Annotated in this window: 31 protein-coding genes; 8 read left to right on the plus strand and 23 right to left on the minus strand. The window is 68.0% G+C overall.

Going from position 1 to position 26,535, the window contains the following annotated elements; genetic code table 11:
* The first annotated feature begins 51 nt into the window (after positions 1 to 51).
* From ACQR3U_RS16485 to ACQR3U_RS16505, 5 genes are all read left to right on the plus strand, one after another.
* Entirely contained in the window at positions 52 to 435 is a 384-nt protein-coding gene (locus ACQR3U_RS16485) for an ArsR/SmtB family transcription factor (RefSeq protein WP_072636221.1), read from the plus strand.
* The gene (locus ACQR3U_RS16490) at positions 432 to 2,390 is read left to right on the plus strand and encodes a heavy metal translocating P-type ATPase (protein WP_006947237.1); all 1,959 of its coding nucleotides are present in this window, start codon (positions 432 to 434) and stop codon (positions 2,388 to 2,390) included. The genes ACQR3U_RS16485 and ACQR3U_RS16490 overlap by 4 nt, the downstream gene beginning before the upstream one ends.
* 94 nt (positions 2,391 to 2,484) lie before the next feature.
* Positions 2,485 to 2,832 (plus strand): DUF3703 domain-containing protein, encoded by a 348-nt coding sequence (locus ACQR3U_RS16495; RefSeq protein ID WP_006554224.1) that lies wholly within the window; start codon positions 2,485 to 2,487, stop codon positions 2,830 to 2,832.
* Between the two features lie 431 nt (positions 2,833 to 3,263).
* Positions 3,264 to 3,455, plus strand: a complete 192-nt coding sequence (locus ACQR3U_RS16500) for a hypothetical protein (RefSeq protein WP_230810912.1) — start codon at positions 3,264 to 3,266, stop codon at positions 3,453 to 3,455.
* Between the two features lie 221 nt (positions 3,456 to 3,676).
* Positions 3,677 to 3,865, plus strand: a complete 189-nt coding sequence (locus ACQR3U_RS16505) for a hypothetical protein (protein ID WP_230810913.1) — start codon at positions 3,677 to 3,679, stop codon at positions 3,863 to 3,865.
* Positions 3,866 to 3,986: 121 nt separating this feature from the next.
* Here the strand turns inward: ACQR3U_RS16505 and ACQR3U_RS16510 are convergent, their stop codons facing one another.
* From ACQR3U_RS16510 to ACQR3U_RS16590, 17 genes are all read right to left on the minus strand, one after another.
* Positions 3,987 to 5,000: a Fic/DOC family protein gene (locus tag ACQR3U_RS16510; RefSeq protein WP_230810914.1), complete on the minus strand. Its 1,014-nt coding sequence runs from the start codon at positions 4,998 to 5,000 to the stop codon at positions 3,987 to 3,989.
* Complete coding sequence (locus tag ACQR3U_RS16515) at positions 4,997 to 5,221, minus strand: hypothetical protein (RefSeq protein ID WP_072815709.1); 225 nt, start codon at positions 5,219 to 5,221, stop codon at positions 4,997 to 4,999. Before ACQR3U_RS16515 ends, ACQR3U_RS16510 begins: the two co-directional genes overlap by 4 nt.
* An 84-nt stretch (positions 5,222 to 5,305) precedes the next feature.
* Entirely contained in the window at positions 5,306 to 5,863 is a 558-nt protein-coding gene (locus ACQR3U_RS16520) for a DnaB-like helicase N-terminal domain-containing protein (RefSeq protein ID WP_230810915.1), read from the minus strand.
* Positions 5,860 to 6,132, minus strand: a complete 273-nt coding sequence (locus tag ACQR3U_RS16525; RefSeq protein WP_230810916.1) for a hypothetical protein — start codon at positions 6,130 to 6,132, stop codon at positions 5,860 to 5,862. Before ACQR3U_RS16525 ends, ACQR3U_RS16520 begins: the two co-directional genes overlap by 4 nt.
* Positions 6,133 to 6,397: 265 nt before the next feature.
* Complete coding sequence (locus ACQR3U_RS16530; protein ID WP_230810917.1) at positions 6,398 to 7,867, minus strand: ParB/RepB/Spo0J family partition protein; 1,470 nt, start codon at positions 7,865 to 7,867, stop codon at positions 6,398 to 6,400.
* A 149-nt stretch (positions 7,868 to 8,016) separates the two neighbouring features.
* Positions 8,017 to 8,484: a hypothetical protein gene (locus tag ACQR3U_RS16535; RefSeq protein ID WP_230810918.1), complete on the minus strand. Its 468-nt coding sequence runs from the start codon at positions 8,482 to 8,484 to the stop codon at positions 8,017 to 8,019.
* A 449-nt stretch (positions 8,485 to 8,933) separates the two neighbouring features.
* Positions 8,934 to 9,275 carry a hypothetical protein gene (locus ACQR3U_RS16540; RefSeq protein ID WP_072816384.1) on the minus strand — a complete coding sequence of 114 codons (342 nt, stop codon included), beginning with the start codon at positions 9,273 to 9,275 and terminating at the stop codon, positions 8,934 to 8,936.
* Entirely contained in the window at positions 9,272 to 10,072 is an 801-nt protein-coding gene (locus ACQR3U_RS16545; RefSeq protein WP_039585755.1) for a ParA family protein, read from the minus strand. Before ACQR3U_RS16545 ends, ACQR3U_RS16540 begins: the two co-directional genes overlap by 4 nt.
* Positions 10,073 to 10,555: 483 nt before the next feature.
* On the minus strand, positions 10,556 to 10,951 hold the full coding sequence (locus ACQR3U_RS16550; RefSeq protein WP_072816383.1) for a hypothetical protein: 396 nt from the start codon (positions 10,949 to 10,951) through the stop codon (positions 10,556 to 10,558).
* 61 nt (positions 10,952 to 11,012) lie between these two features.
* Positions 11,013 to 11,954 carry a DUF3560 domain-containing protein gene (locus tag ACQR3U_RS16555; protein WP_230810919.1) on the minus strand — a complete coding sequence of 314 codons (942 nt, stop codon included), beginning with the start codon at positions 11,952 to 11,954 and terminating at the stop codon, positions 11,013 to 11,015.
* A gap of 77 nt (positions 11,955 to 12,031) precedes the next feature.
* Positions 12,032 to 12,247 (minus strand): hypothetical protein, encoded by a 216-nt coding sequence (locus ACQR3U_RS16560; protein WP_029547350.1) that lies wholly within the window; start codon positions 12,245 to 12,247, stop codon positions 12,032 to 12,034.
* Positions 12,248 to 12,455: 208 nt separating this feature from the next.
* A complete protein-coding gene (locus ACQR3U_RS16565) occupies positions 12,456 to 13,406 on the minus strand; it encodes a tyrosine-type recombinase/integrase (protein ID WP_005195278.1) in 951 nt (316 codons plus the stop codon).
* A 167-nt stretch (positions 13,407 to 13,573) separates the two neighbouring features.
* The gene (locus ACQR3U_RS16570; protein ID WP_005206419.1) at positions 13,574 to 14,953 is read right to left on the minus strand and encodes a dihydrolipoyl dehydrogenase family protein; all 1,380 of its coding nucleotides are present in this window, start codon (positions 14,951 to 14,953) and stop codon (positions 13,574 to 13,576) included.
* Between the two features lie 66 nt (positions 14,954 to 15,019).
* Positions 15,020 to 15,925 (minus strand): cytochrome c biogenesis CcdA family protein, encoded by a 906-nt coding sequence (locus ACQR3U_RS16575; protein WP_230810920.1) that lies wholly within the window; start codon positions 15,923 to 15,925, stop codon positions 15,020 to 15,022.
* The gene (locus tag ACQR3U_RS16580) at positions 15,925 to 16,440 is read right to left on the minus strand and encodes a TlpA family protein disulfide reductase (protein ID WP_005180213.1); all 516 of its coding nucleotides are present in this window, start codon (positions 16,438 to 16,440) and stop codon (positions 15,925 to 15,927) included. The genes ACQR3U_RS16575 and ACQR3U_RS16580 overlap by 1 nt, the downstream gene beginning before the upstream one ends.
* 86 nt (positions 16,441 to 16,526) lie before the next feature.
* Entirely contained in the window at positions 16,527 to 16,850 is a 324-nt protein-coding gene (locus ACQR3U_RS16585) for a hypothetical protein (protein WP_005180211.1), read from the minus strand.
* A complete protein-coding gene (locus ACQR3U_RS16590; protein ID WP_004018626.1) occupies positions 16,847 to 17,233 on the minus strand; it encodes an ArsR/SmtB family transcription factor in 387 nt (128 codons plus the stop codon). The genes ACQR3U_RS16585 and ACQR3U_RS16590 overlap by 4 nt, the downstream gene beginning before the upstream one ends.
* A gap of 122 nt (positions 17,234 to 17,355) precedes the next feature.
* On the opposite strand from ACQR3U_RS16590, the gene merA reads away from it, so the two are divergent.
* From merA to merB, 3 genes are all read left to right on the plus strand, one after another.
* Entirely contained in the window at positions 17,356 to 18,792 is a 1,437-nt protein-coding gene (merA, locus tag ACQR3U_RS16595; RefSeq protein WP_004018625.1) for a mercury(II) reductase, read from the plus strand.
* A gap of 34 nt (positions 18,793 to 18,826) precedes the next feature.
* The gene (locus tag ACQR3U_RS16600; RefSeq protein WP_004018624.1) at positions 18,827 to 19,237 is read left to right on the plus strand and encodes a MerR family transcriptional regulator; all 411 of its coding nucleotides are present in this window, start codon (positions 18,827 to 18,829) and stop codon (positions 19,235 to 19,237) included.
* Between the two features lie 70 nt (positions 19,238 to 19,307).
* A complete protein-coding gene (gene merB / locus ACQR3U_RS16605) occupies positions 19,308 to 19,958 on the plus strand; it encodes an organomercurial lyase MerB (RefSeq protein ID WP_004018623.1) in 651 nt (216 codons plus the stop codon).
* 35 nt (positions 19,959 to 19,993) lie between these two features.
* Here merB and ACQR3U_RS16610 read toward each other — a convergent pair whose 3' ends face one another.
* From ACQR3U_RS16610 to ACQR3U_RS16635, 6 genes are all read right to left on the minus strand, one after another.
* Positions 19,994 to 23,005, minus strand: coding sequence for a Tn3 family transposase (locus ACQR3U_RS16610; protein ID WP_005203168.1), 3,012 nt, complete (start codon positions 23,003 to 23,005; stop codon positions 19,994 to 19,996).
* 103 nt (positions 23,006 to 23,108) lie between these two features.
* Complete coding sequence (locus ACQR3U_RS16615) at positions 23,109 to 23,255, minus strand: hypothetical protein (protein WP_230810921.1); 147 nt, start codon at positions 23,253 to 23,255, stop codon at positions 23,109 to 23,111.
* A 708-nt stretch (positions 23,256 to 23,963) separates the two neighbouring features.
* The gene (locus tag ACQR3U_RS16620; RefSeq protein WP_230810922.1) at positions 23,964 to 24,815 is read right to left on the minus strand and encodes a DUF2637 domain-containing protein; all 852 of its coding nucleotides are present in this window, start codon (positions 24,813 to 24,815) and stop codon (positions 23,964 to 23,966) included.
* Between the two features lie 278 nt (positions 24,816 to 25,093).
* Positions 25,094 to 25,276, minus strand: a complete 183-nt coding sequence (locus ACQR3U_RS16625; protein ID WP_283568533.1) for a hypothetical protein — start codon at positions 25,274 to 25,276, stop codon at positions 25,094 to 25,096.
* A 228-nt stretch (positions 25,277 to 25,504) separates the two neighbouring features.
* Complete coding sequence (locus tag ACQR3U_RS16630) at positions 25,505 to 26,122, minus strand: recombinase family protein (protein WP_230810923.1); 618 nt, start codon at positions 26,120 to 26,122, stop codon at positions 25,505 to 25,507.
* Positions 26,123 to 26,250: 128 nt separating this feature from the next.
* On the minus strand, positions 26,251 to 26,532 hold the full coding sequence (locus ACQR3U_RS16635) for a universal stress protein (RefSeq protein ID WP_230810924.1): 282 nt from the start codon (positions 26,530 to 26,532) through the stop codon (positions 26,251 to 26,253).
* Between the last annotated feature and the right edge of the window lie 3 nt (positions 26,533 to 26,535).

The following is a 26,535-nucleotide window of genomic DNA, read 5'->3' on the forward strand; positions in this document are numbered from 1 at the left end:
CGCTGACGAGACGGTTTTCATTCATCGTTGGTTAGCGGTTATTATCGCCGTATGGCGATTAATAGTGTGGATGGGTGCCTCGCCGCAGCGGGCACCGAATCGAATCTCGATGCGGCGGTGGCGTTGTTCCACAGCCTCTCCGACGGCACCCGACTGGCGATCGTGCGCAGCCTCGCCGGCGGGGAAGCCCGAGTAGCGGACCTGGTCGGCGAGCTGGGATTGGCACAGTCGACAGTGTCGGCGCACGTGGCGTGCCTGCGGGACTGCGGCCTGGTGCAGGGCCGGCCGCAGGGCCGGCAGGTGTTCTACTCGCTGACCCGACCGGAACTGCTCGATCTGCTGGCCTCGGCCGAAACCCTCTTGGCCGCCACCGGCAACGCCGTCGCGTTGTGCCCGAACTACGGCACCGGCACCGACACCGGGGTGACGGCATGAGCGACGCCTGCGGGTGCGGCCACGACGAACCCCGCGTCGAAGGCGAGGACGAGCACGAGCCGGACAAGTGGTGGCAGGTCACCGAGATCCGGGCCGCCGCAGTGGCCGGTGTGCTGCTGATTGCGGCCCTGATCGTCCACCTGATCGGTGGGCCCGACGCTCTCGGGACGGGCTTCGAGGCGGTGGCGCTGATCGTCGCCGGCTACACCTTCGTCCCCTCCACCCTGAAGCGGCTGGCCAAGGGCAAGATCGGCGTCGGCACCCTGATGACCATCGCCGCCGTCGGCGCCGTGCTGCTCGGCGAGGTCGGCGAGGCCGCGATGCTCGCGTTCCTGTTCGCCATCAGTGAGGGCCTCGAAGAGTACGCGGTCACCCGCACCCGCCGCGGCTTGCGCGCCCTGCTGAATCTGGTGCCCGACACCGCCACCGTCCTCCGCGGCGGCCGTGAACAGACCGTCGCCCCCGCGGAGTTGAGGCTCGGGGAGATCATGATCGTCAAGCCCGGGGAGCGGCTCGCCACCGACGGCACCATCCGCACCGGCCGCACCGCCCTGGACACCTCCGCGATCACCGGGGAATCGGTGCCGGTCGAGGCCGGACCGGGTGATGAGGTGTTCGCCGGATCGATCAACGGCACCGGCGTGCTCGAGGTCGAGGTCACCGCCGGCGCGCAGGATAACTCGCTGGCCAAGATCGTCAAGATCGTCGAGGCCGAGCAATCCCGTAAGGGCGAGGCCCAGCGTCTGGCCGACACGATCGCCAAGCCCCTGGTCCCGGGGGTGATGGTCGCCGCGGCGCTGATCGCCGCGATCGGCAGCGTGTTCGGCGATCCGCTGGTGTGGATCGAACGCGCCCTGGTCGTGCTGGTCGCCGCCTCCCCGTGTGCGCTGGCGATTGCGATCCCGGTGACCGTGGTCGCCGCGATCGGCGCCGCCTCCAAGCTCGGTGTCCTGGTCAAGGGCGGTGCCGCCCTCGAAGCGTTGGGCCGGATCCGCACCGTTGCGCTGGACAAGACGGGCACCCTGACCCGCAACCGACCCGAGGTCATCGACGTCGCCACCACCGGCGGCGCCACCCGCGCCGACGTCCTGAACCTTGCAGCGGCACTCGAGGCCCGCAGCGAACATCCCCTCGCCGCAGCGATCCTCGCCGCCGTCGACGACTACACCCCGGCCGGGGACGTCGACGCGGTCCCCGGCGCCGGACTGACCGGACACGTCGGCGGCATCCCCGCTCGCCTGGGCCGGCCGGGCTGGATCGACCCGGGCCCCCTGGCCGCCGATATCGAGCGGATGCAGCACGCCGGAGCCACCGCGGTGCTCATCGAACGGGACGGCACCCTGATCGGCGCGATCGCGGTGCGCGACGAACTGCGCCCCGAAGCCCGCGACGTCGTTGCGGGGCTGCGCCGCGACGGCTACACCGTGGCGATGCTCACCGGCGACAACGAGCGCACCGCACGAGCGTTGGCCGCCGACGTCGGCATCGACGAGGTCCATGCCGATCTGCGTCCGGAGGACAAGGCCCGCATCATCGACACCCTCCGCGGTACGCGGCCGACGGCGATGGTCGGCGACGGCGTCAACGACGCCCCGGCCCTGGCCACCGCCGATCTGGGGATCGCGATGGGCGCGATGGGCACCGACGTCGCCATCGAAACCGCCGATGTCGCCCTGATGGGTGAGGACCTGCGGCACCTGCCCCAAGCCCTGCAGCATGCCCGACGCTCCCGGACGATCATGTTGCAGAACGTCGGCCTGTCGCTGGCGATCATCACCGTCCTGATCCCCCTCGCGTTGTTCGGGGTGCTCGGGCTGGCCGCCGTCGTCCTGGTTCACGAGGTCGCCGAGATCATCGTGATCGCCAACGGGGTCCGCGCCGGCCGCGCCCGCGCCCTCGCCGGCCCGACGCCGGGCATGCCCAAACCAATGTCGGCGTCTACGGCCAGCGCATGACCGGTACACCGATCGCGAGAGTGCGGCCGCCGTGGCGACTGCTGCTCGTGTCCGGTGTCGTCGATGCTCGCACTGAATCCAAGGAGTCCGCACTATGACCGCGATGTCCACGATCGTCCACGCCGCCTACACCGCCGAGATGGCGGCCGCCCGCGCCACGTCCGTGGACAGCGAGCGGTGGGCGCACCTCGAGCGTGCGCACATCCTGTCCCAGCCCTACCCGTGGCCGCACACCCGCAACCACCTCGCCATGCTCGGTCTTGCTCTGCGCCAGCGTGACCGTCGTGAAGCTCTCGGTCAGGTAGTGCGGGTCATCGTCGCGTCTCCCGGGTCCACGCTGGGCCGTTACCCCGAGGGCAACACCGGTCGTACCCGTGCCGGGCTGATGACCCGGATGACGGTGCCGGCCGACCTCGCTGAAACCCTCGCCGCACAGCATTGATTTCCTCGAGTGTCCTCAGGCAGCACAGCGAATGGGCACAGTATCCACAGCAACTGACACCCCACAGCCCGCTGGCCAGCAAAAACCGACGTAGGGGTGAGATAACGAACGGGCACCGGCTGGGACCGCACCGGGTGGTCGTGGGATGGACACCGTGCACCTGCGCGACGGCGCTGCGCCCCTCGGGAGCCACCGGACATCGCACCTATCTGTGCATCGTCTGCGATGCGGAAATCTTCGTTCCGCCCCATACGGGGCCGCCGTTCTCCGGAGTGCAGTGGCCACCGAGACAGACGCAGGGGCAGCCGCGGCCCGACTCGTCAGGCGAGTGAGCCAGCCAGATCGCAGGCGGGGCGACCCGCCAGGATCCAGAAAATTAGCTTCGCTAAAATTGCGGTGTGAAATGGGAAAACGACACGTCCCGTTCTGTCGTGTCGATCGGAGACAGCACCACCATCAAGCCCGGCGATCAGGTGAAGGTCAGCACACGCGGCGCGTTCGTGTTCACCGTCAAAGACATCGACAAGGACACCGGCATGGCGAGGATCGAGGTCAACGCCGACAGCCCGCTCACATATCCGTGGCTGGCGCGCATCACCGATCTCGTGCCTGTCGAGGACTGACTCCGAGAGTTCCTTCCCTGCCGGTCGCTTCCGCTTCACCTGTTTGGCGGGCGATCCGCCCGTCCGATACGGTGACCGCTGCAATCACCCGAGTTCCCCGACAGGTGAGTGATTCCCTGACGGGTCGAAGGATGGTCCCCGGCGCCACCCCGCCGGGGACCATCGCCTTTTCACTGCTGGGCTGCGCGTACACCGGACGACACCGTGGCTACCCTCGGCGTGTGGAGGACAGGACGCGAGCCATCGGCGATGCCGCCGATGCGATGACCGACGATGAGCTCGAGACCGCGATTGCGGCACTACATGCCCGTGAGCGGGAACTTCTCGTCGCCGGCGACAGTGAAGCGGCGTTCGATCTGATGGGCACGAAGCTCGTTCTGCTGTCCACGCTGGAAGGTCGGCGGCGGTAGCTGACTGTTGTACCGATTCGGTTTTTTCTTCATTTCTGTCTGCCGCGGTATTCACTTAGCGGTCTGTGGAGCAGATTCGTACAGGCCACTGCACGGCTGACGTATCCCTCTCGGTGGTTGTTCAGGGTTCAGCGCGGCGCAGCCGCTTGTGATCATGGGCTCCGGTGTCGTAGCGCATGGTGTTCTTGCCTGCTGCCGGGTCGAACAGGTCCTTGTAGCGGTGGTTCGGCTCGGGAAGTGCTGCGGCGGCGCGTTCGGCGGCGAAAGTGGAGGTGCCCTCGAGGATTCGGCGTACGGCGGCATCGTGTTCGGGACCGTAGTCGGTGCGTTCGGCCAGGTTCAGGCCGATGCGGACCAGGGCGTGAGCGTTGTCGAGTTCGGCTCCGCTCAAGGATCGCTCGCGGGGGATCTCCCGGAAGGTCTGGAAGGCCGTGTAGGGGCCGCTGCGATCACGGTCGTAGTCGCGCAGCATCGTCATATGTGTGGTCAAAGACAGCACTGGTCGACCTGGGGCGGGCTGGGCAGGGACGTATCCGATGTTCGGTACGACCGCCGGGGCGAGAACGTCGGCGAGCAGTCTGGGATCTCCGGTCTCGGCGGTGATGTAGCGGGCCGCCGATAGGGCAGCGAGGTCGACACGTGCGGTGTCGATCTGCCATCCGGCCCGGTCTGCGATGCGGCGGAACAGCTCGTACTGCGTCCGAGAGTTCCCGTCCGGGAAGGGATGAATCTCCGTCAAGCGTGACCAGTAATCGGCCAGACGGGTGACGAAGGTGTGGTGGTCGAGTCCGGTCAGGTTGTTCTCGGCGGCGAGATCGGCGAACAGTTCGTCGACGTCGGCGGTGGTGTCCTCGGGGCTCGAGTGGGCGATCGGCAGATTGCCCTGGGTGGTGGGCACCGTTTTGTACTGGCCGGCCCAGTCGTACAGGCCGTCGAAGGCTCGCCGGTGTATCTCGCGTAGGAACTCTCCGGTGAAGGTGCTCGGCGAGGGAACGTCCGTGAATTCGTACATCGCCTGCGTGAACAGGCGTTTTTCGATTCTGTCGAGTGTTGGGGTGTCGGTGATGCCGAGAAGGTTCACTCGCGTGTCGGTTCCGGGGATGTAGCCCTCGATCGGGAGCGACGAGGCGGTCATTTCTCGGGGCGCTCCCCGCGTCGGAACTCGTTGAGGATGTCCTCGCGGGTGAGTCCGGCTTCGATCTGCTCGATGATGTCTCGGGGATCTTCGCCGCCGAGGTCGCCCGCCATCGCGCAAGCGGCGCGGATGTGCTGTGCGATGGTCTCGCGTGTCACCTCCTCGCCGAAGGGGGCGAGTCGTTCACGTAGGGACGGGTTTTCGGTCGTGTCGTCGTCCATGTCGGTCATGGTCTCCCCTGTTGGTGTGGTGTGGTTCGGACGTGGGGCGGGATCGGCCGCGGATCCCCTCCCCCACTGGTGTGTTCACGTTGTGGCTCCGACAGTAGGCGCGCCCCCGAGTCGGGCGCGTACACGCTCGAGGCGTCGGGCGGCGGCGCGCTGGACACGGCCGATGGCGACCATGTGGTCGAACAGGTCGGCTTCGGGCAGGGTTTCGGCGGCTTCGGTGATGGTGGCTCCGGCGGTGCGAAAGCTGCGGCGGTAGGCGGCGCTGATGACGGCATGGGCGTAGTAGGGCGCGGCGGTGGGATCGGCGCCGGCGGTGGTGGCGGTGGTCAGGGCGTAGGCGAGTCGGCGGCCGTGGTGACCGGCGAGCCGACCGTGGCGCTCGAGGTGGGCCAGGACCATTGCGGGGTCGTGGGGTTGGCCGGTGTTCATCAGTGCGGCGATGGCGTCGAACAGTTCGGCGTGGAGTGGCTGGTGGAAGTCGTCGGTGGTGAGCAGGTCCACGATGTAGGCGGCTGCGGCGCGCGTGGCGAACAGCAGCGCGCACAGCAGCAGGGTTTCGGTGTCGGCGTCTGGGGGCGCGAACTCGTCGGCGCTGAGGTAGCGGTCGAGATCGGTCTGGTCGGTGACGGTCATGCGCTGATCCGTTCGTCGAGGGCGTCGGCGATGTCGAGCACGGGAGTCGGGTCGGGGTGGCCGATGGCCGAGTGGCCGATGGTGGCGCGAGCGATGACGCTTCCGTCGATGGTGATGGTGACTGCGCTACCGGCGGGCGCACCGTAGGCGAGCGCGAGCGTGCGCGCTGCTTCGGCGGCGTCGGAGGCGGCGGCCGCGTGGGTGAAGGTGCAGCCAGAATCGGAGTGCGCGACGGTGGGCGCGGTCAGCGTGACGGTCCAGACGATCATTGCGGCGCTCCTTCGGCTTGACGGGGTTTCCCCAGGTACTCGTCGATTGTCGCTTAATTGACATGCTTTGTGAAGCCTTTTCGATGAGTTTTACATGACTGTGTGGTTGTTTTTTGATTCTTTTGTGATGAGTAAGTGAGGGCCGTGCCGGAGCCGTCGACCGGGGTTCGATGCCCCGGTCGACGGCCATGCGTGCCGGGGGCCGGCACCCGGCGAGTGGTCTGGCCCGGTGGGCGGCCGATACGACCGCCCACCGGAAGGGGCGTTACTGCTCGTCGAGGGGGTCGAGTCCGGCGGCGCGGCGCTCGATGTCGGCGAGGGTGTAGCCCTGGGCTTCGATGGCGCGCAGGTAGAACTGCGACAGGTCGGTGGGCTTGCGCCAGTGCTCGACGCCGACCTGGGACTCGAGGGCGATGAGGATGTGGGCGCGCAGCAGGACCAGGGCGCGGGGGTCGGTGGCGCTTGCGAGCTTCGCGAGAGTGTCAGACGTGGGGAGCATCTGTTCGGCCAGGGTGCGGGCGTGATAGGCGGCGGGGATCTGGGGCCACTTCATCAGCACTGTTACCACGAATGAGGCGGTGCCCTTGGGTGCGGTCTTGCGGGTGGCCTGCTGGGCGATCCACTTGCGGCGGACCTCGGTGGCGGCTCGCCATTCGCGGTTGTTCTCGATCACTTCGCGCCGCTGGGCTGCGCGGTCCTCGGCACTTTGTTCCTGTTCGGACTCGGCGGGGCGGGGGTGTCCCCACCAGGTGCGCCAAGGGGCGTCTTCGATATTGACGACGTGCCAGTACAGCGTGGTCTCGTGGTTTTCGACGACGTTCTCGCGGGGAATCATCCATTCCTCGCGGGCATCGCCGTCGGGTAGCTCGTCCACGATGTAGTCCGCGTCGATCTCGTCGCCGCTCTCGCGGTCGAAATAGGTGGTGCAGCTGTAGACGTACAGCCCGAGGTGTCCGAGGGCGGCGACTTCTTCGATGGCGGGCGTGTTGCCTTCTTCGTCGGTGACGCGCTCGACCAGCTGGCTGGTCCCCTCCCCCACTCTCTCGTGAAGAGCACCAAGCGGCACGGCGGCGATGGAGTGTTCTGCGAGGTACGCCTCGGCGCGGGCCAGTGCGGCGTTGCGTTCGGTGCGGCGCAACCGTTCGGCGGCGAGTGCGTGGTCGAGTCGTCCGCTGGCGATGGCCCACTCGATGCGGCGGACGGTGGCGGGATCGTCGCCGAACTCGGCGAGGGCGGCGGCTTGTTCGATGGTCAGCTCGCCTCGTTGCACAGCGTCGCGCTGCTCGGTGTCGCGCAAGGTCAGGGCCGCCTCGATCTCGGTGCGGGGCGCCTTGGTGCGACGGGCGATCTTGGTGGAGGTCAGTCCGTGGTCGGCCAGGGTCTCGAACAGGGCCAGGCGTTCGCCGTTGGTGATCGCGGCGCGGTGTTCGTTCTCGCTCCACTGGGTGACGAGCCGTTCGACGGCGGCGTCGGTGCCAGCGCCTTCGTCGCCGACGATGAGGGCGGGGATCTGGGTCAGTCCGGCCTCGAGGGCTGCGGCGGTGCGGCGGTGGCCGGTGAGCACGCGCAGGGGTCCGGCGGCGGTGCGGCACACAGTGATGGGGGTCAGAACTCCTTGCTCTGCGATCGACTCGCGGAAGGCATCGGTCAGGCGCAGGTCATGGCGGATGTTGGAGTCGGTGAGCAGGTCAGCGGGGTCGACGGTGGCGAATTCGGCGGTGCTTCCGTTGTTCATAACTCAAGTTTACATCTGTTTTGATGCTTTTTCGATGTTTTATTGGTGCTTGTTCGATGATTGTTTGGTGACTATTGTCACACTTTCTACCCTCCGAGCTGGGGGTTTCCGTGAAACGCAGACGGCCCCGCCAGGGCGGGGCCGTTGGTTCAGTCTTCTATGCGGTCATGGATGGGCAGGATCATGGATCGGTGGCCGAGATACCGTTCGGACAGCTCGCCCAGTCTCGAGTCGGAGGTTCCGGCATAGTTGCCTCCGAACATCACCACTCGTCCCGACTCGGTGAGTTCGTACCGACGACGGTCGGCGTTCCATTCGACTCTGACCAGAGCGGCATAGCTACCTTCGATGAAGGCGTGGCGTCGAATCCGTACGGCGACGGTGGGGCTGATCTGCTTATGGCCGCCGACGTGGCTTCGCACTCCGTGGGGGGTGCAGCCGGACGGCAGTGACGTGATGCGGCCCGTGCGGGCGCGGCGCTCGTCGAGGACGCCGACCAGAAGAAGAGTGTCGGCGGCGGCGCTGATACCGCCGTTGGTGCAGTCGCCGAGGCAGTGGGCACGGTAGACGTCGAGCAGGAGGCCAGCGGAGCGATGGTCGTTCTCGTTGTTGTTCATGCCTCTAGTTTACATCTGTTTTGATGCTTTTTCGATGTTTCATTGGTGCTTTTCCGGTGCTTTTCTGGTGATGCTGGTCACACGTTTTTAGGCTCTGACCTGCGGTTTTGCGGGTGTAGCGGGGGTTCGGTGGCGGTGGTGGAGCGGGTACCTCGGTCGGTCGGTGCGGCCCTGGTGAACCGGGCGCGGTGACTGCCGGGCAAGGGCGGGTTTTCCCTTGCTCGGTGGTCGGCGGGTCCGGTAGGGCCGTGGTGTGGCGACCGGGCGCGGTGCACGCGGAGCAGCGGGAACCTTGGGAGGGAGGGGCAGGGGTCCGGGGGCGGAGCCCCCGGGGATCGGTAGAGCGATGTGGGTCGGGCCGGGGGTTTCTGTGCCTGTACACGAGGCCCGCATAGACCGAAGGCCCCGACCAGGAGGTCGGAGCCTTCAACGGTTGGACTGTGGTGCGGTCAGTCCTCGTCGGTGCTGTCGTTCTTGCTGCCGCGGGCTTTGCGCCGGCGCACCTTCTCCACCTCGGGGAAGGGCTCGCCGCCGTTGTATTCCTCTTCGAGCTTGTGGGTGTACTCGGCGATGGCGGCCTCGATGAAGCTGTTGAGACTGCCGTGTGCGCCGGGGTAGACACCGCGCAGACCCTTTTGAGCGTTGGTCGCAGCGTCGATGACGGATTCGGCGAGGGTGAACGTGCGCCGGGTCAAGGTGGGTTGCTGCACGATCTTCTTCGGTGCTGCGGACCGTGCCGGGACGTTCTCGTCGGGAGCTTCGGCGTCGAACATGCTGCGGATGTCGCTCATGACTTCTTCCTTTGGGTAATGGTGGTGGCCAGGTCGTCATAGACCAAGGCGTGACGCCAACCGTCCTTCGTGTCGGCGAGGGATACTCCGTCGTTGACGGCCCTCTTGATCGGCTCGGCGGATCGGACGCTGCCGAGGACGGGGATGCCGGCCTCGGTGAATTGGGTGGTCCAGGCGCGAGCGAGGACCGTTCCGGACTGCACCTTGTTGAGGATGGTGCCGCGGACCCACAGAGTGCTGTTGTGCCGCTTCTTGATGCTCTGGGCGTACGAGGTCACGCCCTGCATGGCCGCGATGCTGAAGTCATGCGCCTCGTTGAGGACGATGAGCTGGTCAGCGGCCACGAGCGCGCACATCTCGAGGGCATTTCGCGTGGGGGAGCAGTCGATGAGGATGTAGTCGTAGCGGTCACGGATCGGCTCGAGTGATTCCCGCAGGACGTGGGGGCCTTCGATGGGATCGTTGGTGATGTTCTTCTCGGCGGCGATGAGGTGGGCCGCGTTCGCAGGGGCGGCGATGAGATCGACGCCGGGGCGTATTGCATCGAGGATCGCCTCGGCAGCGGGCTTTCGGGTCTCCGGGTCTATATCGACGATGTGATCGGCGGTCACCTTCGCTGCGGCGCGGAGGTCGGGCTGCAACTTGGTGAGGGTGTGGGTGAGGTTGCCGGAGGGATCAAGGTCGACCAGGAGCACCTTTTCGCCGGCGCGGGCGAGGGCTTCACCGACGTTGAGCACGGTGGTGGTCTTGCCCACCCCGCCCTTTTCGTTGCCGATCAGAATGATTTTCGAACTCATGACCTCCCTTTCCTGATGCAATAATACATCACTTCTGATTCATAAAGCGTGCTTTTCTGGTTCTTATCGGATGGCGGTTTCGTGACTGTTGCGGACTGGGTGGTGTTGCATCTGTTCAGGTGCGGTTTTCATGTCAGTGGTGGATGGAACGGCGACGGCCAGGGCTCGATGCCCTGGCCGTCGGCCACCGCTGCCACTGAGGTGGGGGTGGTGGGTTGAATCTGGTTGCGTTCGCGGGGTTTCCAGTCCTGTCGGCTGGTGCGTGACGCTAGCCAACATCCAACACTATCGGTGGGGGTCGTGCACAGGGGGCCGCTGGGATTCGCGTCGGGCTCGTGGTCGGCGGTGGGGTCTGTGCGGCGCAGCCGCTCCTTCGGGTTCGGTTCTCGGCCGGCCTCGCGGTGGTGGCAGACCGTACGGGTGGGGCGGATATGGCGGCGGCCCGAGCCGGGGCCGTGAGGGGCGTCCGGCTCGGGCCGTGTGTCAGCGGATCTCGCGGCACTGTCGGCATTCCCACCCTTGGGGGCGGAGAAGGCAGGTTCGTCGTTCTTCGCAGAGCCAGCAGGTCTGGTTGGCTTTTTCGGCTTCGCCGCGTTCCTGCGCTGCGGCTTTTTCGTGTTCGGCTGTGCGGCGTTCTCGCTCGGTGTCCAGGTCGTTGTGCTGGGCCGCGGTGGGTAGTGCGCGCATCATGCGGTAGGCGGCGGCGGTGCCTGCGTCTCGTTCTGCGAGGTCGGCGGCGGTGTAGCTCGGGGGTCGGTCGGCTTCGTGCAGCATGGGTCCGAAGATCGCGCGGCAGGTCTGGCAGGGGGTGAGTTCGTCGGTGACGGGCTGTTTGCATCCGGGGATGATGCACTCGGCGAACAGGGATTCGGCGGTCATGGCGTCCTCGCGGCGAGTGGGGACCGGCGGCCGCGAGGGGGTCGCGGCCGCCGGATGTGGGTTACTGACCTGGGCGGATGGGGGTGTGGGCGTCCTCGGCGCGGGCGTCGGTGATCTTGTCGTAGGGCAGTCGGTCGGTCCAGCTGTAGGCGGTGGCGACGGTGACCGACTTTGCGTTGACTCGGATCACCTTGTGCCAGGTGCCGGAGCAGTTGACGAAGCATCCGGGGCGTAGGTCGGCGCGGCTGTAGAGCTTGGGGCCGTCGGTGGCGTCCTGTTCGGCGCGTACTGCGGTCCAGTATTCGATGTCGCGCTCGAGTTCGGCTTTGTTGAGTTCGAGTTGGTGCATGTGGTTGCTGGTCTCGGCGGTGTGTCCGGCAGCGCGGTACTTGGTGAGGTGGCGTTCGATGCTGCGTAGTTCGGCGCTCTGTCGTTCGATGCGGCGGTGGATCACTGCGGGGCTGTAGCGGTGATCGGTGCTGCGGGCGGCGATGCGGGCGGATTCGGCGGCTGAGCGGGCGGCGGCGTCGGCTTCGATCGAGGCGCGGGCGGTGGTGTGGGCGCGGTCGAGGGCGCGGCGGTGGCGTCGTTCGCTGTGATGTCCCACTTTGATGGGTTCTCCGCCTTCGGGCAGTGCGGCACAGGCGTGGTCGTGGCGTGCGTGGGCGGCGGCGGCGGCGGTGGCCTTGCGTTCGGCCTTGGCTGCGAGGGCGGCGGCGCGGTCGGTCAGACGCTCGTTGCGGTCGTGGTGGGCGTCGGTGCCGTCGCGGAGGGTGGTGTCGATGTCGGTTTCGACGTCGTAGCCGGCGGCGCGCAGGGCGGCGGCGGTGTGTTCGATGCGGGCGAGGTGGGGGGCGCGGTCGCGGCTGTGCGGGATGTACCAGGCGGTGATGCTGCGTCCCCATTTCCAACCTGCGGTTTTGAGGATCGGCGCGGTGCCGTCGCCTTTGCTGGTGCCGTCGATGATCGTGCCCTCGGTGGGGGTGTGCGTGATGGTGAGCATGTGGGCGTTTCCTGTTCGGGTCGGTAGTGCGCGCCGGTGGGGAGTCGCGGTGACTCCCCACCGGCGCGGAATGTGGATCAGTACTCGGCGATGAAGACCGGCCAGTGGGGGCCGGGGCGGGTGGTCCAGCGGAGGATCGGCCGCCAGTAGGTGGTGGTCCGGTAGGCGCGTTCCTCGTGGTGGGGGCACATGACCCACTCGCCGTCGGTGTGGGTGGCTTCGGTGGTGCAGCCGTTGTAGTCGCACCACTGGTCGGGAAGCTCGAGTGTCTGGACGGGGGCGGGAGTGGTCATCGCGTCTTTCCTTCCGGGGTGGTCGGTCAGCTGAGGCCGGATTCGATTGCGGCCGCTGATTTCGTCCTCGGTCATGCCTGCGGCACGGGCGGCGGCCTTGGTGTCGCGGGACTCGGCCAGGAGGGGTCACGGTAGTAATGGCGCAAAAAACAACGAAGTTCGCGTAGTGCCTGGTCAGCGGGTAGACGGACGCTCTTGTTGGTGGCCGCTATCGGTGGCTGCGGTCGGGGCCGATGAGGCTGGTGATGCCGCGCATGGCTGCCGGTGAGGGTTTGAAGTAGCGGCGTAGGTTCTCGGGTTTGCGGTGGCGGGACTTGGCCATCAGCTCCACCAGGCTGGCACCGGCCTCGCCGAGATGCGTCAGGCCGGAATGCCGAAGTTCGTGCAGATCCCAACCGGTGCCGGGCCCATTCGTCGCGGTGGCGGCATCCAGCACGGCGCGGGCCTGGCCGTAGGACAGCCGGGCCAGCCCGGTGTCGGGGCAGATGTCCCGGTCGGCGGCGGCCTTTCCGGGGCCCGGTCGGCGGTGGGTGACGAACAGCGGTCCGCGGGTGCGGCCCTTGGTGAGGCGTGGCAGGAGCCGGGCGGTGCCCGCGTCCCAGTACACGAGCTCGTGCGCGTACTCGTGGTAGGTGGCACCGCGGCGGCGGGTGCGGGGCTTGGCGCCCTTGGACTTCACCGGGCAACACCGCCCGGCCAGATCGAGGTCCTCGATGTTGACCTGGAGCAGTTCCTCGGTGCGGGCGCAGGTTTCGTAGAGCATCCGCCACAGCGTCTTCTCCCGGAGGTCGATGTCGCGGCGGGCGATGAGCCGGTCGATCGCGGTGCGCGAGTGCACCGGGGTGGTGGAGTCCGGTGGAGTGGAGCGTTTCACCCAGGCCGGGACCGCCGGGGCGGTGTGGCCGTGCTCGCGGCACCACGCCAGCCACGACGCGACCGCGGCGCGGCGGGCGTTCCAGGTGTTGACTGCTGAGGAGCCCCACAGGGTTTCGAGGGTTTCACCGATCTCATCGTCGGCGACGTCGGCCAGCCGCCGGGTCTCGCCGAGCGTGGCGGTGGTCTTGTCGACGGCGATGCCGTAGGCGCGGCGGGTGTTCGGGGAGCCGATCGAGTCGAGGAAGCTGTCGCCGGCGGCGCGGACGGTGATCCCGGACGGCACGGTGGTACCTCCCTCACTGGGCTTGCCGCAGATAACAGGTCCGCGTCGCGCACCGCCGGAGCGGAGTCGGCGCAGGCCGGATGTCATGATGCTACAGATAACAGGGTGTTATCCGTGGCAGTCGGAAAATGGCCTCACCCGAGTACCGGGCGATGCTCATGGGGTGTCTATGCGCCGATTTCGCGGTGGACGCCGCCGGCGGCGGTGTTGACCGCTTCGGCGAGGGTGGGGTGGATGTGGATGGCTTGGGCGAGTTGGGTGTAGGTGGCGCCGGTGGTCATGGCGATGACGGCCTCGTGAACGAGGTTCCCGCCGTCGGGTCCGGCGATGTGGCAGCCGAGGATACGGTCGGTGGCGGCGTCGGCGACGAATTTGACCAGGCCGCGGGTGTTGCCGATGGCGCGGGCTTTCACGACGCCGGTGAAGTCCTGGCGCCCGACGACGACGTCGTAGCCGGCGGCGCGGGCGGCAGGTTCGGTGAGCCCGACGGCGCCGACTTCGGGGTCGGTGAACACCGCGTGCGGCACGATGCGCCCGGTTGTGGTGCGGTCCTGGCTTCGGAATATGGTGCGGTAGACGATGTCGGCGTCGTCGCGGGCGGTGTGGGTGAACATGGGCCCGCCGCGCAGATCGCCGAGCGCCCAAACATTTTCGGCGTCGGTGCGCAGGGAGGCGTCGACGGTGAGGAAGCCCTGTGGGTCGGGTTCGAGACCGAGGTACTCGAGGCCGAGATTGTCGCTGTTGGGGGTGCGTCCTGTCGCGATCAGCAGGTGGCTGCCGGTGATGTCGTCGGCTTCGCTGCCGGTGCAGCCGAGCCGGATGTTCCCGGTGGTGCCGGTGGCCGCGGTGCAGGTGGTGCCGGTGAGCACGGTGATGCCGTCGGCGGTCATGCCCTCTCTGACGGCGGCGGAGATGTCGGGGTCCTCGCCGGGCAGCAGCCGGTCGGCGCGTTGGATGAGGGTGACCTCGGAGCCGAATCGCCGGAACATTTGGGCGAACTCGCAGCCGACGTAGCCTCCGCCGACGACGAGCAGATGTGAGGGCAGGTCGGTGAGGTCCAGCAGGGTGCGGGAAGTGAAGTAGGGGACGGTGTCGAGGCCGTCGATGGCGGGGATGGTGCTGCGGGTGCCGGTGACCAGCAAGATCCGGTCGGCGGTCAGGTCGGTGCCGTCGACGGTGAGTGTGCGGGGTGCGGTGAAATGTCCTGTGGCGTGGTAGAAGTCGAGGTCCGTTGATTTCTCGACGGTGCGGTAGGAGCCCGCGCGGATGGAGTCGACGATGGTGTTCTTGCGGTCGACCACGGCGGCCAAATCGACGGTGACCGGTCCGGGTAGGCGGACCCCGAATTCGGCGGCGCGGCGCGCCTGGTGCGCCACGGCGGCGGAGGCGATCATGGTCTTGGTGGGGATGCAGCCGCGGTTGAGGCAGGTCCCGCCGAGCAGTTCTTTCTCCACGAACGCGACGCGGCCGTGCCGGGCCGCGCGCAGCGCGAGCGGCAGGCCGGCCATGCCGCCGCCGAGTACCAGGGTGTCGTAGCGTTCGCTCATGTGCTCGGTGCCTTTCCTCGATCGAATCGCTCTGGAAGGGGTACGGCAGTCGACCGGTCGGCGCGGTCAGCGCGCGTGTTTCTCCTCGATTGTGGCGGGTGCGGGGGCGCAGCAGTCGTTGTCGGGGGTGGCGTCGCGGTGTCGGGCCCGGGTGTTGCGGGCAACGACGGTGGCGGCAAGCGTGGCGGCCACGGCCGCCACGGCGAGAATGATGACCGTGCCGGTGTGGTTTTGAATCCAGATGCTCACCGCGGCGGACCAGGCGGTGGAGCCCATCGCGGCACCACCGGTACTGCCGATAGCGGCGGGCCACCAATACCAGACGAGGTAGGCGCCGGTAGCGACGAGCACGACGGCGGTGATGCGGGTGCCGTGGCGGGCGAGCACCGCGAGGTAGCGGGTGGCAGCGGTGCCCGCCGCGGCGGTGGCGAGGCTGACCAGCAGCAAGACCGTCGCGGCCCCGGCGGCGTAGACGGCGAACACCACCAGCAGCGCTGCCCATCCGGCGGTGGCCTGGGCTTGGGCGATCACGGCGAGCAGCACCCCGAAGGTGCACGACAGCGACGCGGCCGCATAGCCGGCACCGGCGGCCACCATACCGGTGGTGGTCATCGATGCGCGGGGCGGGCGCTGAGCGCGGCGGGGCAGGCGCAGGCCAAGGCCACGGCCGGTGAGCATGACCAGCCCGAGCACCGCCAGCGCCGCGCCGACGGCCAGGCCGAGGCGGGGGGCCGCGGCGATGAGCGCGCGGGCGCCGGCGCTGACGGCCAGGCCCGCCGCGGCGAGGGTGCCCGCGAATCCGAGGGTGAGCGCGGTCCCGGCGCGCAGGGCGCGCGCCATGCGGACCGGGAACGCGTCGGTGGTGGTGTCGCCGAGGGTGTGGGTGATCCAGGCGGGCAGCAGCGCGAATCCGCACGGGTTGACCGGGGCGAGCATCCCGGCGGTGAACGCCAGCGCCAGCAGTCCGCCCATCACGCCGCTCCCGCGTCGCGCAGTGCGGTGGTGATCTGGTCGGCGGACGGGTCGGTGGCGCGGTAGGTGACCTTGCCCGCCGGATCGACCACGACCAGCGTCGAGAGCGACGCCACCGAGAGTCGTGTGGTGAGGGTGGCGCCGGTGTCGATCACGGCGGGCAGCGCCTGGGTGCCGGTGAAGTCCTGGAACCCGGCCACCGTCTGCGCGGATTCACCCGGATCCATGTCGACCAGCACGAACGACGCCTTGTCGCCGAGTTGTCCGGCCGCCTGCGCCACCGATTTCGCGCCGCCCACGCATTCGCCGCAGCCGACGGAGAAGAAGAACAACGCGGTCGGCTTGTCACCGGGCACGCTGATGGAGGTGCCGGTGACGGTGTCGACCTGCACCGGCGCCACCGGATCCTGCGCCGTCGTGTCGGTCGAGGTGCACCCGGTGAGGGCCAGGGCTGCGGACAGCGCCAGCGCGGCGGCGGCGAGGGCGGGGCGGCGAAAGCGTGGCAGAGTGGCCATTCGAGGACAGTGGCCTTTCGTGCGGGGGCGAGGGAGTGTCAGCGCGGTCTCGCGACCGCTCATCGGGGTGTCAGAGTTCGAGACGGTCATGCCGGGGTTTCCGTCCGGTCGCGGTCGGCCGGAGCCGACCGAGGGGATCCGGGTCGGGGCGGACAACACCCCGTGGCCTTACGGGCGCGGCGCCGCAGGGTGTAGCCGACGGCGGCGGCCACGACCAGCACGCCTGCGGCAAGCAGCCACGGGCTGGTCAAGACACCGCCGAGACCGGCGAGCACGCCGCCGGCGATCAGGGCGGGACCGGCGCAGCAGGCGACCATCACCAGCACGCCACCGGCCACTGCGAGCAGACCACCGAACCCGCCCGAGTCGTTGTCGGGTGTGTTCATCGCCTTGTTGTCGGGTGTGTTCATCGCCGCCCACTACCGTCCGCGGCGGGGATGCGCGGGCAGCAGCCCAGCGCGGCGGAGTTGTCGGCCGCCAGCGACCGCGCCAGCATCACCAGGTCAGCTACCCGCGGATCACCCACGGAGTACCGCAGTTTCTTCCCGTCGCGGCGCGCGAGGACATACCCGCAGTCGGCCAGGCAGGACAGGTGTACCGACACCCGGGGCTGCGAGATGCCGGCGTGTTCGACGCAGTCGGCGGAGGTGCGCTCCCCGGCGAGGATGAATTCGAGGAGCTTGAGCCGGGTCGGATCCGACAGGGCGCGAAAAAACTTCGCCGTCGTATCCAGATGCGTACACGCCGACTCGGCACCGGGCACGGTGACAGTGGCGGTGGTGGACCGGGCCATGGGATCGCCTCCACGAGACTTGAACTATTCGGATAAGCGCATAATATGGTTCCGGTAGATATTCGTCAACACGAATAGCAGCCGTTGTCGGTTCAGCGGTTGCCCGACCAGGAGGCACCCTCGTGACCTTGACAGATTCCCGCGCCGATCTGGCGATCATCGGTTCCGGCTCGGCGGCGTTCGCCGCCGCCATCGCCGCGGTCAACCTCGGCAAACGGGTGGTGATGGTGGAGCGCGGGACGGTCGGGGGCACGTGCGTGAACGTCGGGTGTGTGCCCTCGAAGGCGCTGCTGGCCGCCGCCGAGGCCCGCCACGCCGCCGAGGCGGCGGGCCGGTTCCCCGGGCTCACCCCCGCCGAGGTGCCGCTGGATTTCCCCGCCCTGATCGCGGGCAAGGACGCGCTGGTCGGGCAGCTGCAGGCGGAGAAGTATGTCGACCTGGCCGCCGACTACGGGTGGGAGATCGTCTCCGGCACCGCGGTGTTCGACGGCAGCGCCGAGGCACCCGTGCTGCGGGTCGCGCGCGCCGAGGGCGGTGTACGGGTGATCGAGGCCGACCAGTATCTGATCGCCACCGGTGCCGCGCCCTGGGCTCCGCCGATCGACGGCCTCGTTGAGGCCGGGTATCTGACCTCGACCACCGCCATGGACCTCCAGCAGCTGCCGGAGTCGCTGATCGTGGTGGGTGCGGGCTATGTGGGGCTCGAGCAGGCCCAGCTGTTCGCCCGCCTGGGCAGCAAGGTCACGGTGATCGCGCGTAGCCGGCTGACCTCGGGTGAGGAACCGGAAATCTCGGCCGCGCTCGAGGCCGTCTTCGCCCACGAGCGCATCGACGTGCTCACCACCGCCACCGTCGAGAAGGTCCTCGCCGACGACGGGCACAAGGTGGTGACCGTGCGCACCGGCGGCGGCGCCAGCACCGAGCTGCGGGCCGAGCAGGTGCTGATGGCCACCGGCCGCCGCCCCAACACCGCCGGGCTGGGCCTGGATGCGGTCGGCGTCGCCGTCGACGAGCGGGGCGCGGTCGTGGTCGACGACCGCCAGCGCAGCAGCAATCCGCGCATCTGGGCGGCCGGGGACGTGGCCGGGGATCCGCAGTTCGTGTACGTGGCCGCCGCGCAGGGCACCCTGGTCGCCGACAACGCCCTGGCCGGTGCCGATCGCGTCCTGGACTACACCACGGTGCCGCGCGTGACGTTCACCAGCCCCGCGATCGCCTCGGTCGGACTGACCGACGCGCAAGCCGCCGCGGCCGGGCTGGCCTGCCAGTGCCGGGTGCTGGGGTTGTCGAGCGTGCCGCGGGCGCTGGTCAACCGGGACACCCGCGGCCTGGTCAAGATCGTCGCCGAAGCCGGCACCGGCCGGATCATGGGCGTGCACGCCCTCAGCGACGGCGCCGGGGACCTGATCACCGCCGCCACCTATGCGATGACCGCGGGTCTGACCGTCGACCGGCTCGCCCACACCTGGGCGCCGTACCTGACCATGGCCGAAGCGCTGAAACTGACCGCGCAGACTTTCACCACCGACGTCACCAAACTGTCCTGCTGCGCAGGCTGACGCCGTCGGACGGGAGGCAGTGATGAACGGACACATGACGATCGGGGACCTCTCGGCCCGCACCGGGGTGCCGGTGAAGGCGCTGCGCGAGTACACCGACCTCGGCCTGATCTACACCCTGGGCCGCAGCCCGGCCGGCTACCGCCTCTACACCGACGACGCGGAGTGGTGCGTGCGGTTCATCGGCGAGCTGCGCGGCCTCGGGCTCACCATCGCCGAGATCTGCCAGCTCACCTCCACCGACCGTGACGACCACGGCCGTTCGGTCGGCGCCCATCTCGCCGAGCTGCTGCAGCGGTCGCGGCAGCGGCTGCGCCAGCGCATCGCCGATGCCGAGCAGATCCTCGACCGCATCGACGCCTTCGAAACCGCACACCGTGCGCATCTGGCCACCGACGACCTGTGCTGGGCCGGTGACCCGTGCGGATGCGAGCTACGGGCTTGACCCTCACCCCGGGGACAGACCCTACCGTCGGCACCGTCACTGTCCGATCGCCCTCGAGGAGTCCGATCCCATGAGTACCGACAACCTCACTGCCGACGTTTTCGCCAAGATCCTGCCCGCCGGCCGGGACCGGGCGCTGATGCGCGCCGCGCTGCGGCTGCTCGCCCACGGCACCCCGGTCACCGTCACCGAACTCGCCGCCGCCGCGGGAGTGCCCGACCTCGACCCCGCGCAGACGCCGATCGGCGCCGACGTCGAATACGACGAGGCCGGCCGGATCGTCGGCTGGGGCCTGACCCTCAACCCGACCCCGCACCGGTTCAGCGTCGGTGGCCACCAGCTCTACACCTGGTGTGCCCCCGACACCCTCATCTTCCCCGCCGTCATCGGCGCACCCGCCTGCATCGAATCCGACTGCCCGATCACGGGCACCACCGTGCGCCTGACCATCGACCCCGTCACCGGGGTCAGCGACCTGGAACCGGCCACCGCGATGGTGGCCTTCGTCGACCCCGACCGGATCCAGCCCGGTCACCTCCGCGCCACCTGCTGCAACCCGCAGATGTTCCTCGCCACCTCCGACGCCGCCCACCACTGGCAGGCGAAATTCCCAGGCATGACGGTGCTGCCGGTCACCGACGCCTACCACCAGCTCGCCCGCCCCCTCGCCGACGCGATCACCGACCCGACCACGACCACCGGAACCAGCGCCTGCTGCTAGATCGCGCCGCCGCCGATCCGGGCCGGCGCTGCGGGTCAGAACAGGGTGTCCCGCACGCGCAGCGGCCGGTACCCGGTGGGGCCGAGCTGGGCGAGTTCGGCGTCGATGTCGACCTCGATGGCGCCGAAGAAGTTGATGTTCTCGCTGTGGGCCGGGGAGATGTGCGTCAGCACCTCGTCGTCGATGCGCCGCCCGGCCCGCCGCATCTGTTCGGTCGCCAGCCCGTAATACTCTGTGGTCCAGGCGATGACGGCGTTGGTCGCCAACGTGAGGCACCATGCCTGTTCGGTCTGTCCCTCCAGGTGCCTCGCGCGCACGGCGCCTTCGTGCGCGTAGAGCAGGTCGCGGCGGAGCGCGTGCAGGGATTCGCCCTTGTTGAGCTGTCGGGAGATCTTGCGCCGATAGCCCGGGTCGGACAGGTACCGGGCGGCGTAGATCGTGCGCCGCAGCGCCCCGTATTCCTTGAGCGCCGCCGCGAGGGCGTTCTGCCGGCCCGACGCGGAGAGCTTGCCGACCAGCAGCGACGCGGTGGCGTGCCCGAACTTCAGCGACCCGCTCAGCCGGAGCAGGTCGTCGTAGTGCTCGGCGATGAGATCCAGATTCAGCTTGCGGGTCAGCAGCGGCCCGGCGTGCGGGAACGCGGACTCCACCTGGGCCCGAGGCGCCGCCCGATACAGGGTGATCCGGCCCAGGTCCCGGATGCGGGGCGAGAGCTGCAATCCGAGCAGGTCGAACAGCCCGAAGTTCACGAGGGTGACGCCGTGCGTGTCGGTCGCATGCTCGGTGATCGGCAGATCCGTTGCATTGCCGAGGATTTCGTCCAGCACGTAGTGAGCTTCGCGTCTCGTCGCGACGATGACCTTGGTGCCGTAGGTGGCGTGCTGATCGGTGACATGGGTATACGTGCTCAGTCCTTCGTTCGCGAAATAGCGGCTCAACGCTCTGGCGGTGACCGATTTGCCGCGGGTCGGGAACCGTTGCCCATCACTCGACGACAGGGTGCCGGCGCCGAAGACCGGGGTCAGCGGCAGCCTTTGGTGGTAGTCGATGATCGTCAGGTTCGCCGCCCGCAGCGTCTCCTCCCGCACATACCATTCGCTGGTCCAGGCCAGGATGTCGTAGGAGAGGCCCGACGCCTCGGCCATTCGGGTCAGCCCGAGGTTGGTGGAGTAGGCCAGCAGGACGGCGATGAGGTTGCGTTTCAGCTCCGGGCTGCGGGCCTGTTTGCCGCCGGCGTGGGTGAAGCAGTCCAGGTAGCCGGTGCGTTTGTCCAGCTCGATCAGCAGCGACACGATCGGCGCGAACGGCAGCATCTCCGTCAGCTCGGCCTTGAGCGCCGTCGCCTCCGCGGGCACATCCTCCGCCGACAGCGGTGAGATCACCAGGTCACCGGCCTCATCGAGACGGACCGGCCCGTCGCCGCCGGCGAGCACCTTCTCCAACTCGCCCATAGCGGCGTCGAGCTCGTCGGTGGCGGTCGCCAGCGCGCGAGCGGGATCAGCGGACTTGCCGACCAGGCGGCAGAACTCGTCACGCTGCGGCTCCCACGCCTGCGGGGTCAGCAGGTACGCGGCCGGGTCGGCGTAGCGGCGCGACCCCGGCACGAACACATCCCCGCTGCGCAACCCGTCACGCAGCCCCAGCAGCACGCACAGCTCCCAGTAGTGCCGATAGGCGGTGGTGTTACCGGCTTTGCGGGCCTCGTCGAGGTAGCCGCGCCACTTCGTCGGCACGAACCCGGTCGGCGCGTCGTCGGGCACCTTGCGGGTACCGGTCGCGTTCAGCTCCCGCAGCATGTGCACCCCGATCAGCAGCTCGGTCGCGGCGGTGCCGCCGGCGAACCGGACTGTCGACAGCACCTGCGGGGTGAACTGCCGCAGGTAGGAGTACGAGCTGTCCAGAGCGGCCAGGTGCCCGTGATCGCGCGGCAGCCGAGGCTTGGCCTGCGCGACCGCGGCCCGCAACCGCTCCCATCCGATCCGATCGCCCCGGATCAGGCCGCCGATCTCCTCGTCGGGGATCTGCAGGTCACAGACGATCGCCAGCAGGTCGTCGAGCAACCCCTGCCGATCCTCTCCGGCCTTACCGCGCTCGGCCAGCTCGTCGCGCATCCGGCGTTCGGCCTTGCTCAACCTGGCCGAGATCGCCTGATCGAACAGCTGCACCACCTCGTCGAGCACATCGGTGGCCGACTGCGCCAACACGGTGAGCAGAATCGGGTAGCGGCGTTGCGGATCCCGGCGTTCGAGGGCTTGGCCCGTCAAGCGGCGGCCCACCGTCGCCAGGAACCGCCGCCGCTCCGCCGGCAGCACCGACATGTCCAGCTCATCCGCGCCCAGGTTGCGCAGGAACACCAGCTTCTCGACCTCGGCCTTCACCGCGGTCGCCGACGCCTCCACCGGGCCGGTCGACAACCACCGCAACCGCGACATCTCGATCGACGGGTCGACGACCAGCAACGCATCCAGTTCCTTACACCGCTGCGGCGTGAACTCGCGCGCCAACCGGTCGTAGGTCTCCCGCTGCGCCCGCGTGCGAGCGTGCGCGACCCGGCGGACCACCGTTTCCGGGCCCGGCCGGATCACCCGCGCCGAGATCAGGTACTCACACGCCAGCCGGAACAACAGCGTCGGCGAATCGTGCTCCATCGCCCGCGCCAGCAGAAACTCATCCAGCTCCTTCAACTCCATCGCCCCGGCAGGCCGCCACCCCAGATACTGGGCCACCAGCCGCACATGCTCGGTCCGCGTCTGCGCCCGCTTGCCATACGAACGAAGCTGCGCTGCATCGATATTCAGCTGATCCGCCAGCCGGGCCACCGCCACCGGCGGCGCCGACGGCACCTTGTCCGGCACGAACCCCAGCCACGGCAAGGTGCACAACGCCACCGCCAGGCCCAGACGGACCGCAGGGCCCCTGCCCTGCGGAGCAACAAACGCCAGATCCGCCGGGGTCAGCGTGAAGTACCGGAACAACTCCTCACGACTGATCTCCGGGAACTCCCGCAGGCGCTGCAACTCCTCGTCCGCGAATACCCGCGTCGCCACGAACCCCAGCCTCCAACACGCCGACCAACCTCATCGGCAGACAAGCCAAGCACCAACCACCCCGGCCCGCAGCCCGAACCGAGAAATCGCCGCTGACCAGGCACTACGCGAACTTCGTTGTTTTTTGCGCCATTACTACCGGGACCCCCAGGACTACGGAGATGTCCTTGCCGGTCGAGATGTTCTCGAGCAGGGCATCGATGTCGCGGCCGAGGTTGTGGAGCTTCGCGGTGATCTCTTCCTTGTTCATGCCTCTAGTTTACATCTGTTTTGATGCTTTTTCGATGTTTCTTTGGTGCTTTTCCGGTGCTTTTCTGGTGATGCTGGTCACACGTTTATAGGCTCTGACCTGCGGTTTTGCGGGTGTAGCGGGGTTCGGTGGCGGTGGTGGAGCGGGTACCTCGGTCGGTCGGTGCGGCCTGGTGAACCGGGCGCGGTGACTGCCGGGCAAGGGCGGGTTTTCCCTTGCTCGGTGGTCGGCGGGTCCGGTAGGGCCGTGGTGTGGCGACCGGGCGCGGTGCACGCGGAGCAGCGGGAACCTTGGGAGGGAGGGACAGGGGTCCGGGGGCGGAGCCCCCGGGGATCGGTAGAGCCGACACACCGCAGACGAGCCGGGGCACACTCCTAGCCAGGGCGAGGGGGCACCGTCCGCCGGCCGCGGGAGCATACGTTTGCCGGCCCCGAGACCAACGAGGCAAAGATCCGACTGCCACACCGGCCCTCGAACACACTGCTCGTCGACACCCGACACGACCTTAAGGGGGTCCGGGGGCGGATCGCCCCTGGTCAACGCCGACAACGCGACTCGGCGCACCGAACCGGGGGACGATTCCCGGGTTCGATGCGCCGAGGTGAGACTGGCAGGCATCAGACGTGGACATTTTTTGATGTCGCTCTGATTGTTTGTTGATTCCGATTTGCCGCTGAAAAGTTGATATTTCCGATGTCGTTGTGATGCTCAGATGGTGACGGAGGTGTCGGCCTCGGAGAGCCAGCGGTAAACGGTGGCGACGGAGCGGTCGACTTCTTGGGCGATGACGGGCACCTCCACTCCGGCCTGGCGCCGGGCGAGTGCCCATTCGCGACGCTCCTCGTGAGAATGGAAGGCCGGGATGGGGTTGGTGTCGAGGTGGGTGCCGGGCAGGTGGGGCAGTGGCACCTCGAGCTGTCGAGCGAGAGCGTCGGCGGTCGCGGTGCGAGTCGACCGCGCGACCGGAGTCTCACTTGCGGTCTCGGCGGCGGCACGGTTCTCGGTGATGGTCGTGACGTGAGTCGTGGGTGCGGTCGCGTTCTCGTGTGCGGTCTCACGGCGCGGCTGTGTCGCGGGCGCGGATTCGATGTGAGTCTCGGTGGGTGCGGCGGTGCGACGGCCGAGAACGGTCAGCGCGTGGGTGGAGGCGAGCAGTGAGATCGGCGGGAGTGTGGCGATCACGGCGGCGAGAACGGAGTTGAAGCCGGGGGTCGTGGTGAGAACGGCGTGGATCGCGTTTCCTGCGATCGAGACGGTGGCGGCGCCGATGAGAATCTTCCAGAAGAATCGTCGCGCCCGGTGGTCGTGACGTCGGGAAACGACTCCCATCGTTGCTTGCAGGATCGTTCCGTCGACGATGACGGGGAACAGGAAGGCGATCTCTCTCGGTTGGCCGGCCTGGATGCACAGGTCTCGCAGTGCGAGGAAGCTGAGAATGAACGCGGCCGCCCCGATTCCTACGGTGATGGTCACGCCTGCGAACCACATGGATCCGCTGACGGCTGTCACGTTCTCGGGCACTGAGGCGTTCTTGTTCTTGTGTCGCTTCGTCCACATCATAGTTCCCATAGTAACAATGAGAACCATGACATGAGAAGGGGTTTCTCAGATGAGATTCGCAGGTCACGACGGGATCGAGGCGGATACGTGAGATGAGAGATGACTGCGCTCCGGCCGGTTCTCGGAGGAGTCGTTCGGGCGTGATGGTTCTTATCGCTCGGGTCGGCGTCTCACAATGTCGACTGATCCTGTTGCTCGTTGCAGAGGCCCATCGTTGGCGAAGCCGCCCCCTGGTGCATCCACCCGCGACAGCTCCGGTCCGAGTAGTTCAGGAAGGGTCAGTTCGCGGCGATCAGGCCGAAGACTCCGACGACGAATCCCATGAGGCCGCAGTAGAGGAAGAAAGCCGCTCCGAGCCTGTTCTTCTCTTGCCGTTCCCTCCTGGTCACGCTTTTTCGCCGCATGTACTCGCATGCTCCGAAGCAGATGAGCGCCGCGATGATCAGGGGTAGCCGTAGCATTTGCCGAAAATCGGGCGGATATGGCGTAGTGCCGGTCGGTGATCCGCTCGGCCTGTTGGGTCGAAACGATCGTCTGTCTCGCCACCGGCTCCTGGCGGGCGCGGCGTATCCGCCCAGCTCGCCGACGATCCGATTCGGGCCAGAACTCGTGTGGGACGTAAGGGCCCGCAACCCAAGGTTGTCAGGAAGTGCAAAGTAGCGGGATCCTGACGACAGGCTGGTGAATTCTCAGGCTCGTGGTGCAGCACTGCTGACGATGCGGTGGATGGTGGAGCGGCCGACGCTGTATTCCTCGGCCAGGTCCGCCAGGCTCGCGTCGTCGGCGGGGTCGTGGTAGCGGCGGTGGATTATTTTCCGTGCCGTGAGAGGAAGTTTCGGCTGCTTGCCCTTGAGCCTGCCTTTCGCGCGGGCCTTGGCCATGCCCTCGCGGGTGCGTAGGTGGTTGAGGTTGGCCTCGAATTCGGCGACCATGGCCAAGGTTTGCAGGAAGAGCTTGCCGAACGGGTCGTTCCAGTCGTAGATCGAGCTCCCGAGTCCGAACAGCACCTCGCGCTCGCGCAGTTCGGTCAGGGTCTGGCCTGCTTCGGCCATGTTGCGTGCGAATCGGTCGAACTTCGGCGTGGTCAGCACTACCTGTCGCCCGTCGATGGCCGCCGCGGCGGAGGTGACGGCGGCGAGTGCGTTGTCGAGCCCGGCCCGGTTCTTGCGGGTGGTCCCGGAGAACCCTTTGTCGATGAAGATCCGCTCACGCGGCACTCCGAGCGCCAATAGCTGCTCGGTTTGGATCTCGACGTCTTGTTCGTCGGTGGAGCAGCGGCAGTATCCGACGCGGAACGGCTCACCCATGCCGAAAGTGTTCCAGATAGCGGGGGCTGACCGGCACAGTCAGCGGAACACCTCTACGGAACACCGGTGAGCTGGGCCGACGTTGGCTCTGCGTGGTGTTCCGGTGGCCGATCCGGTTACGGAACAGGTCAGGGGGTGTTATCGGTGTGTGGGGGTGTGTTGTGGGTGAGGGCGTGCTGGTGGGCGGTCCGCAGGATGGCCTCGGTGGGAGTGGTGCCGCGTAGCTGGTAGGCGTCGGGTCCGAGCCGGTCGAGGTCCGCCCCGAGCTCACGTGCGTCGATGTGGTGGCGGGCGCAGATGATCAGGAGCCGGGCGTGGGTGGCGTGGGCGAGTTCGGCGGCGTGGTCGACCACACGGTAGGAGCGGTCGGATCCGTCGGTGTCGACGATGATCGTGCGATAGGCCGTCATGAC

It is taken from the genome of Rhodococcus sp. IEGM1339 (genome assembly GCF_050321925.1).
GTDB classification, from domain to species: Bacteria; Actinomycetota; Actinomycetes; order Mycobacteriales; family Mycobacteriaceae; genus Rhodococcus; species Rhodococcus pyridinivorans.

Coding starts and splice junctions, on each gene's coding strand:
- ACQR3U_RS16485 (WP_072636221.1), top strand. CDS start 52: ATGGCGATTAATAGTGTGGATGGGTGCCTCGCCGCAGCGGGCACCGAA.
- ACQR3U_RS16490 (WP_006947237.1), top strand. CDS start 432: ATGAGCGACGCCTGCGGGTGCGGCCACGACGAACCCCGCGTCGAAGGC.
- ACQR3U_RS16495 (WP_006554224.1), top strand. CDS start 2,485: ATGACCGCGATGTCCACGATCGTCCACGCCGCCTACACCGCCGAGATG.
- ACQR3U_RS16510 (WP_230810914.1), bottom strand. CDS start 5,000: ATGACCGCCTCGTCGCTCCCGATCGAGGGCTACATCCCCGGAACCGAC.
- ACQR3U_RS16515 (WP_072815709.1), bottom strand. CDS start 5,221: ATGGACGACGACACGACCGAAAACCCGTCCCTACGTGAACGACTCGCC.
- ACQR3U_RS16520 (WP_230810915.1), bottom strand. CDS start 5,863: ATGACCGTCACCGACCAGACCGATCTCGACCGCTACCTCAGCGCCGAC.
- ACQR3U_RS16525 (WP_230810916.1), bottom strand. CDS start 6,132: ATGATCGTCTGGACCGTCACGCTGACCGCGCCCACCGTCGCGCACTCC.
- ACQR3U_RS16530 (WP_230810917.1), bottom strand. CDS start 7,867: ATGAACAACGGAAGCACCGCCGAATTCGCCACCGTCGACCCCGCTGAC.
- ACQR3U_RS16535 (WP_230810918.1), bottom strand. CDS start 8,484: ATGAACAACAACGAGAACGACCATCGCTCCGCTGGCCTCCTGCTCGAC.
- ACQR3U_RS16540 (WP_072816384.1), bottom strand. CDS start 9,275: ATGAGCGACATCCGCAGCATGTTCGACGCCGAAGCTCCCGACGAGAAC.
- ACQR3U_RS16545 (WP_039585755.1), bottom strand. CDS start 10,072: ATGAGTTCGAAAATCATTCTGATCGGCAACGAAAAGGGCGGGGTGGGC.
- ACQR3U_RS16550 (WP_072816383.1), bottom strand. CDS start 10,951: ATGACCGCCGAATCCCTGTTCGCCGAGTGCATCATCCCCGGATGCAAA.
- ACQR3U_RS16555 (WP_230810919.1), bottom strand. CDS start 11,954: ATGCTCACCATCACGCACACCCCCACCGAGGGCACGATCATCGACGGC.
- ACQR3U_RS16560 (WP_029547350.1), bottom strand. CDS start 12,247: ATGACCACTCCCGCCCCCGTCCAGACACTCGAGCTTCCCGACCAGTGG.
- ACQR3U_RS16570 (WP_005206419.1), bottom strand. CDS start 14,953: ATGAGCGAACGCTACGACACCCTGGTACTCGGCGGCGGCATGGCCGGC.
- ACQR3U_RS16575 (WP_230810920.1), bottom strand. CDS start 15,925: ATGGGCGGACTGCTGGCGCTGGCGTTCACCGCCGGGATGCTCGCCCCG.
- ACQR3U_RS16580 (WP_005180213.1), bottom strand. CDS start 16,440: ATGGCCACTCTGCCACGCTTTCGCCGCCCCGCCCTCGCCGCCGCCGCG.
- ACQR3U_RS16585 (WP_005180211.1), bottom strand. CDS start 16,850: ATGAACACACCCGACAACAAGGCGATGAACACACCCGACAACGACTCG.
- ACQR3U_RS16590 (WP_004018626.1), bottom strand. CDS start 17,233: ATGGCCCGGTCCACCACCGCCACTGTCACCGTGCCCGGTGCCGAGTCG.
- ACQR3U_RS16600 (WP_004018624.1), top strand. CDS start 18,827: ATGACGATCGGGGACCTCTCGGCCCGCACCGGGGTGCCGGTGAAGGCG.
- merB (WP_004018623.1), top strand. CDS start 19,308: ATGAGTACCGACAACCTCACTGCCGACGTTTTCGCCAAGATCCTGCCC.
- ACQR3U_RS16615 (WP_230810921.1), bottom strand. CDS start 23,255: ATGAACAAGGAAGAGATCACCGCGAAGCTCCACAACCTCGGCCGCGAC.
- ACQR3U_RS16620 (WP_230810922.1), bottom strand. CDS start 24,815: ATGATGTGGACGAAGCGACACAAGAACAAGAACGCCTCAGTGCCCGAG.
- ACQR3U_RS16625 (WP_283568533.1), bottom strand. CDS start 25,276: ATGCTACGGCTACCCCTGATCATCGCGGCGCTCATCTGCTTCGGAGCA.
- ACQR3U_RS16630 (WP_230810923.1), bottom strand. CDS start 26,122: ATGGGTGAGCCGTTCCGCGTCGGATACTGCCGCTGCTCCACCGACGAA.
- ACQR3U_RS16635 (WP_230810924.1), bottom strand. CDS start 26,532: ATGACGGCCTATCGCACGATCATCGTCGACACCGACGGATCCGACCGC.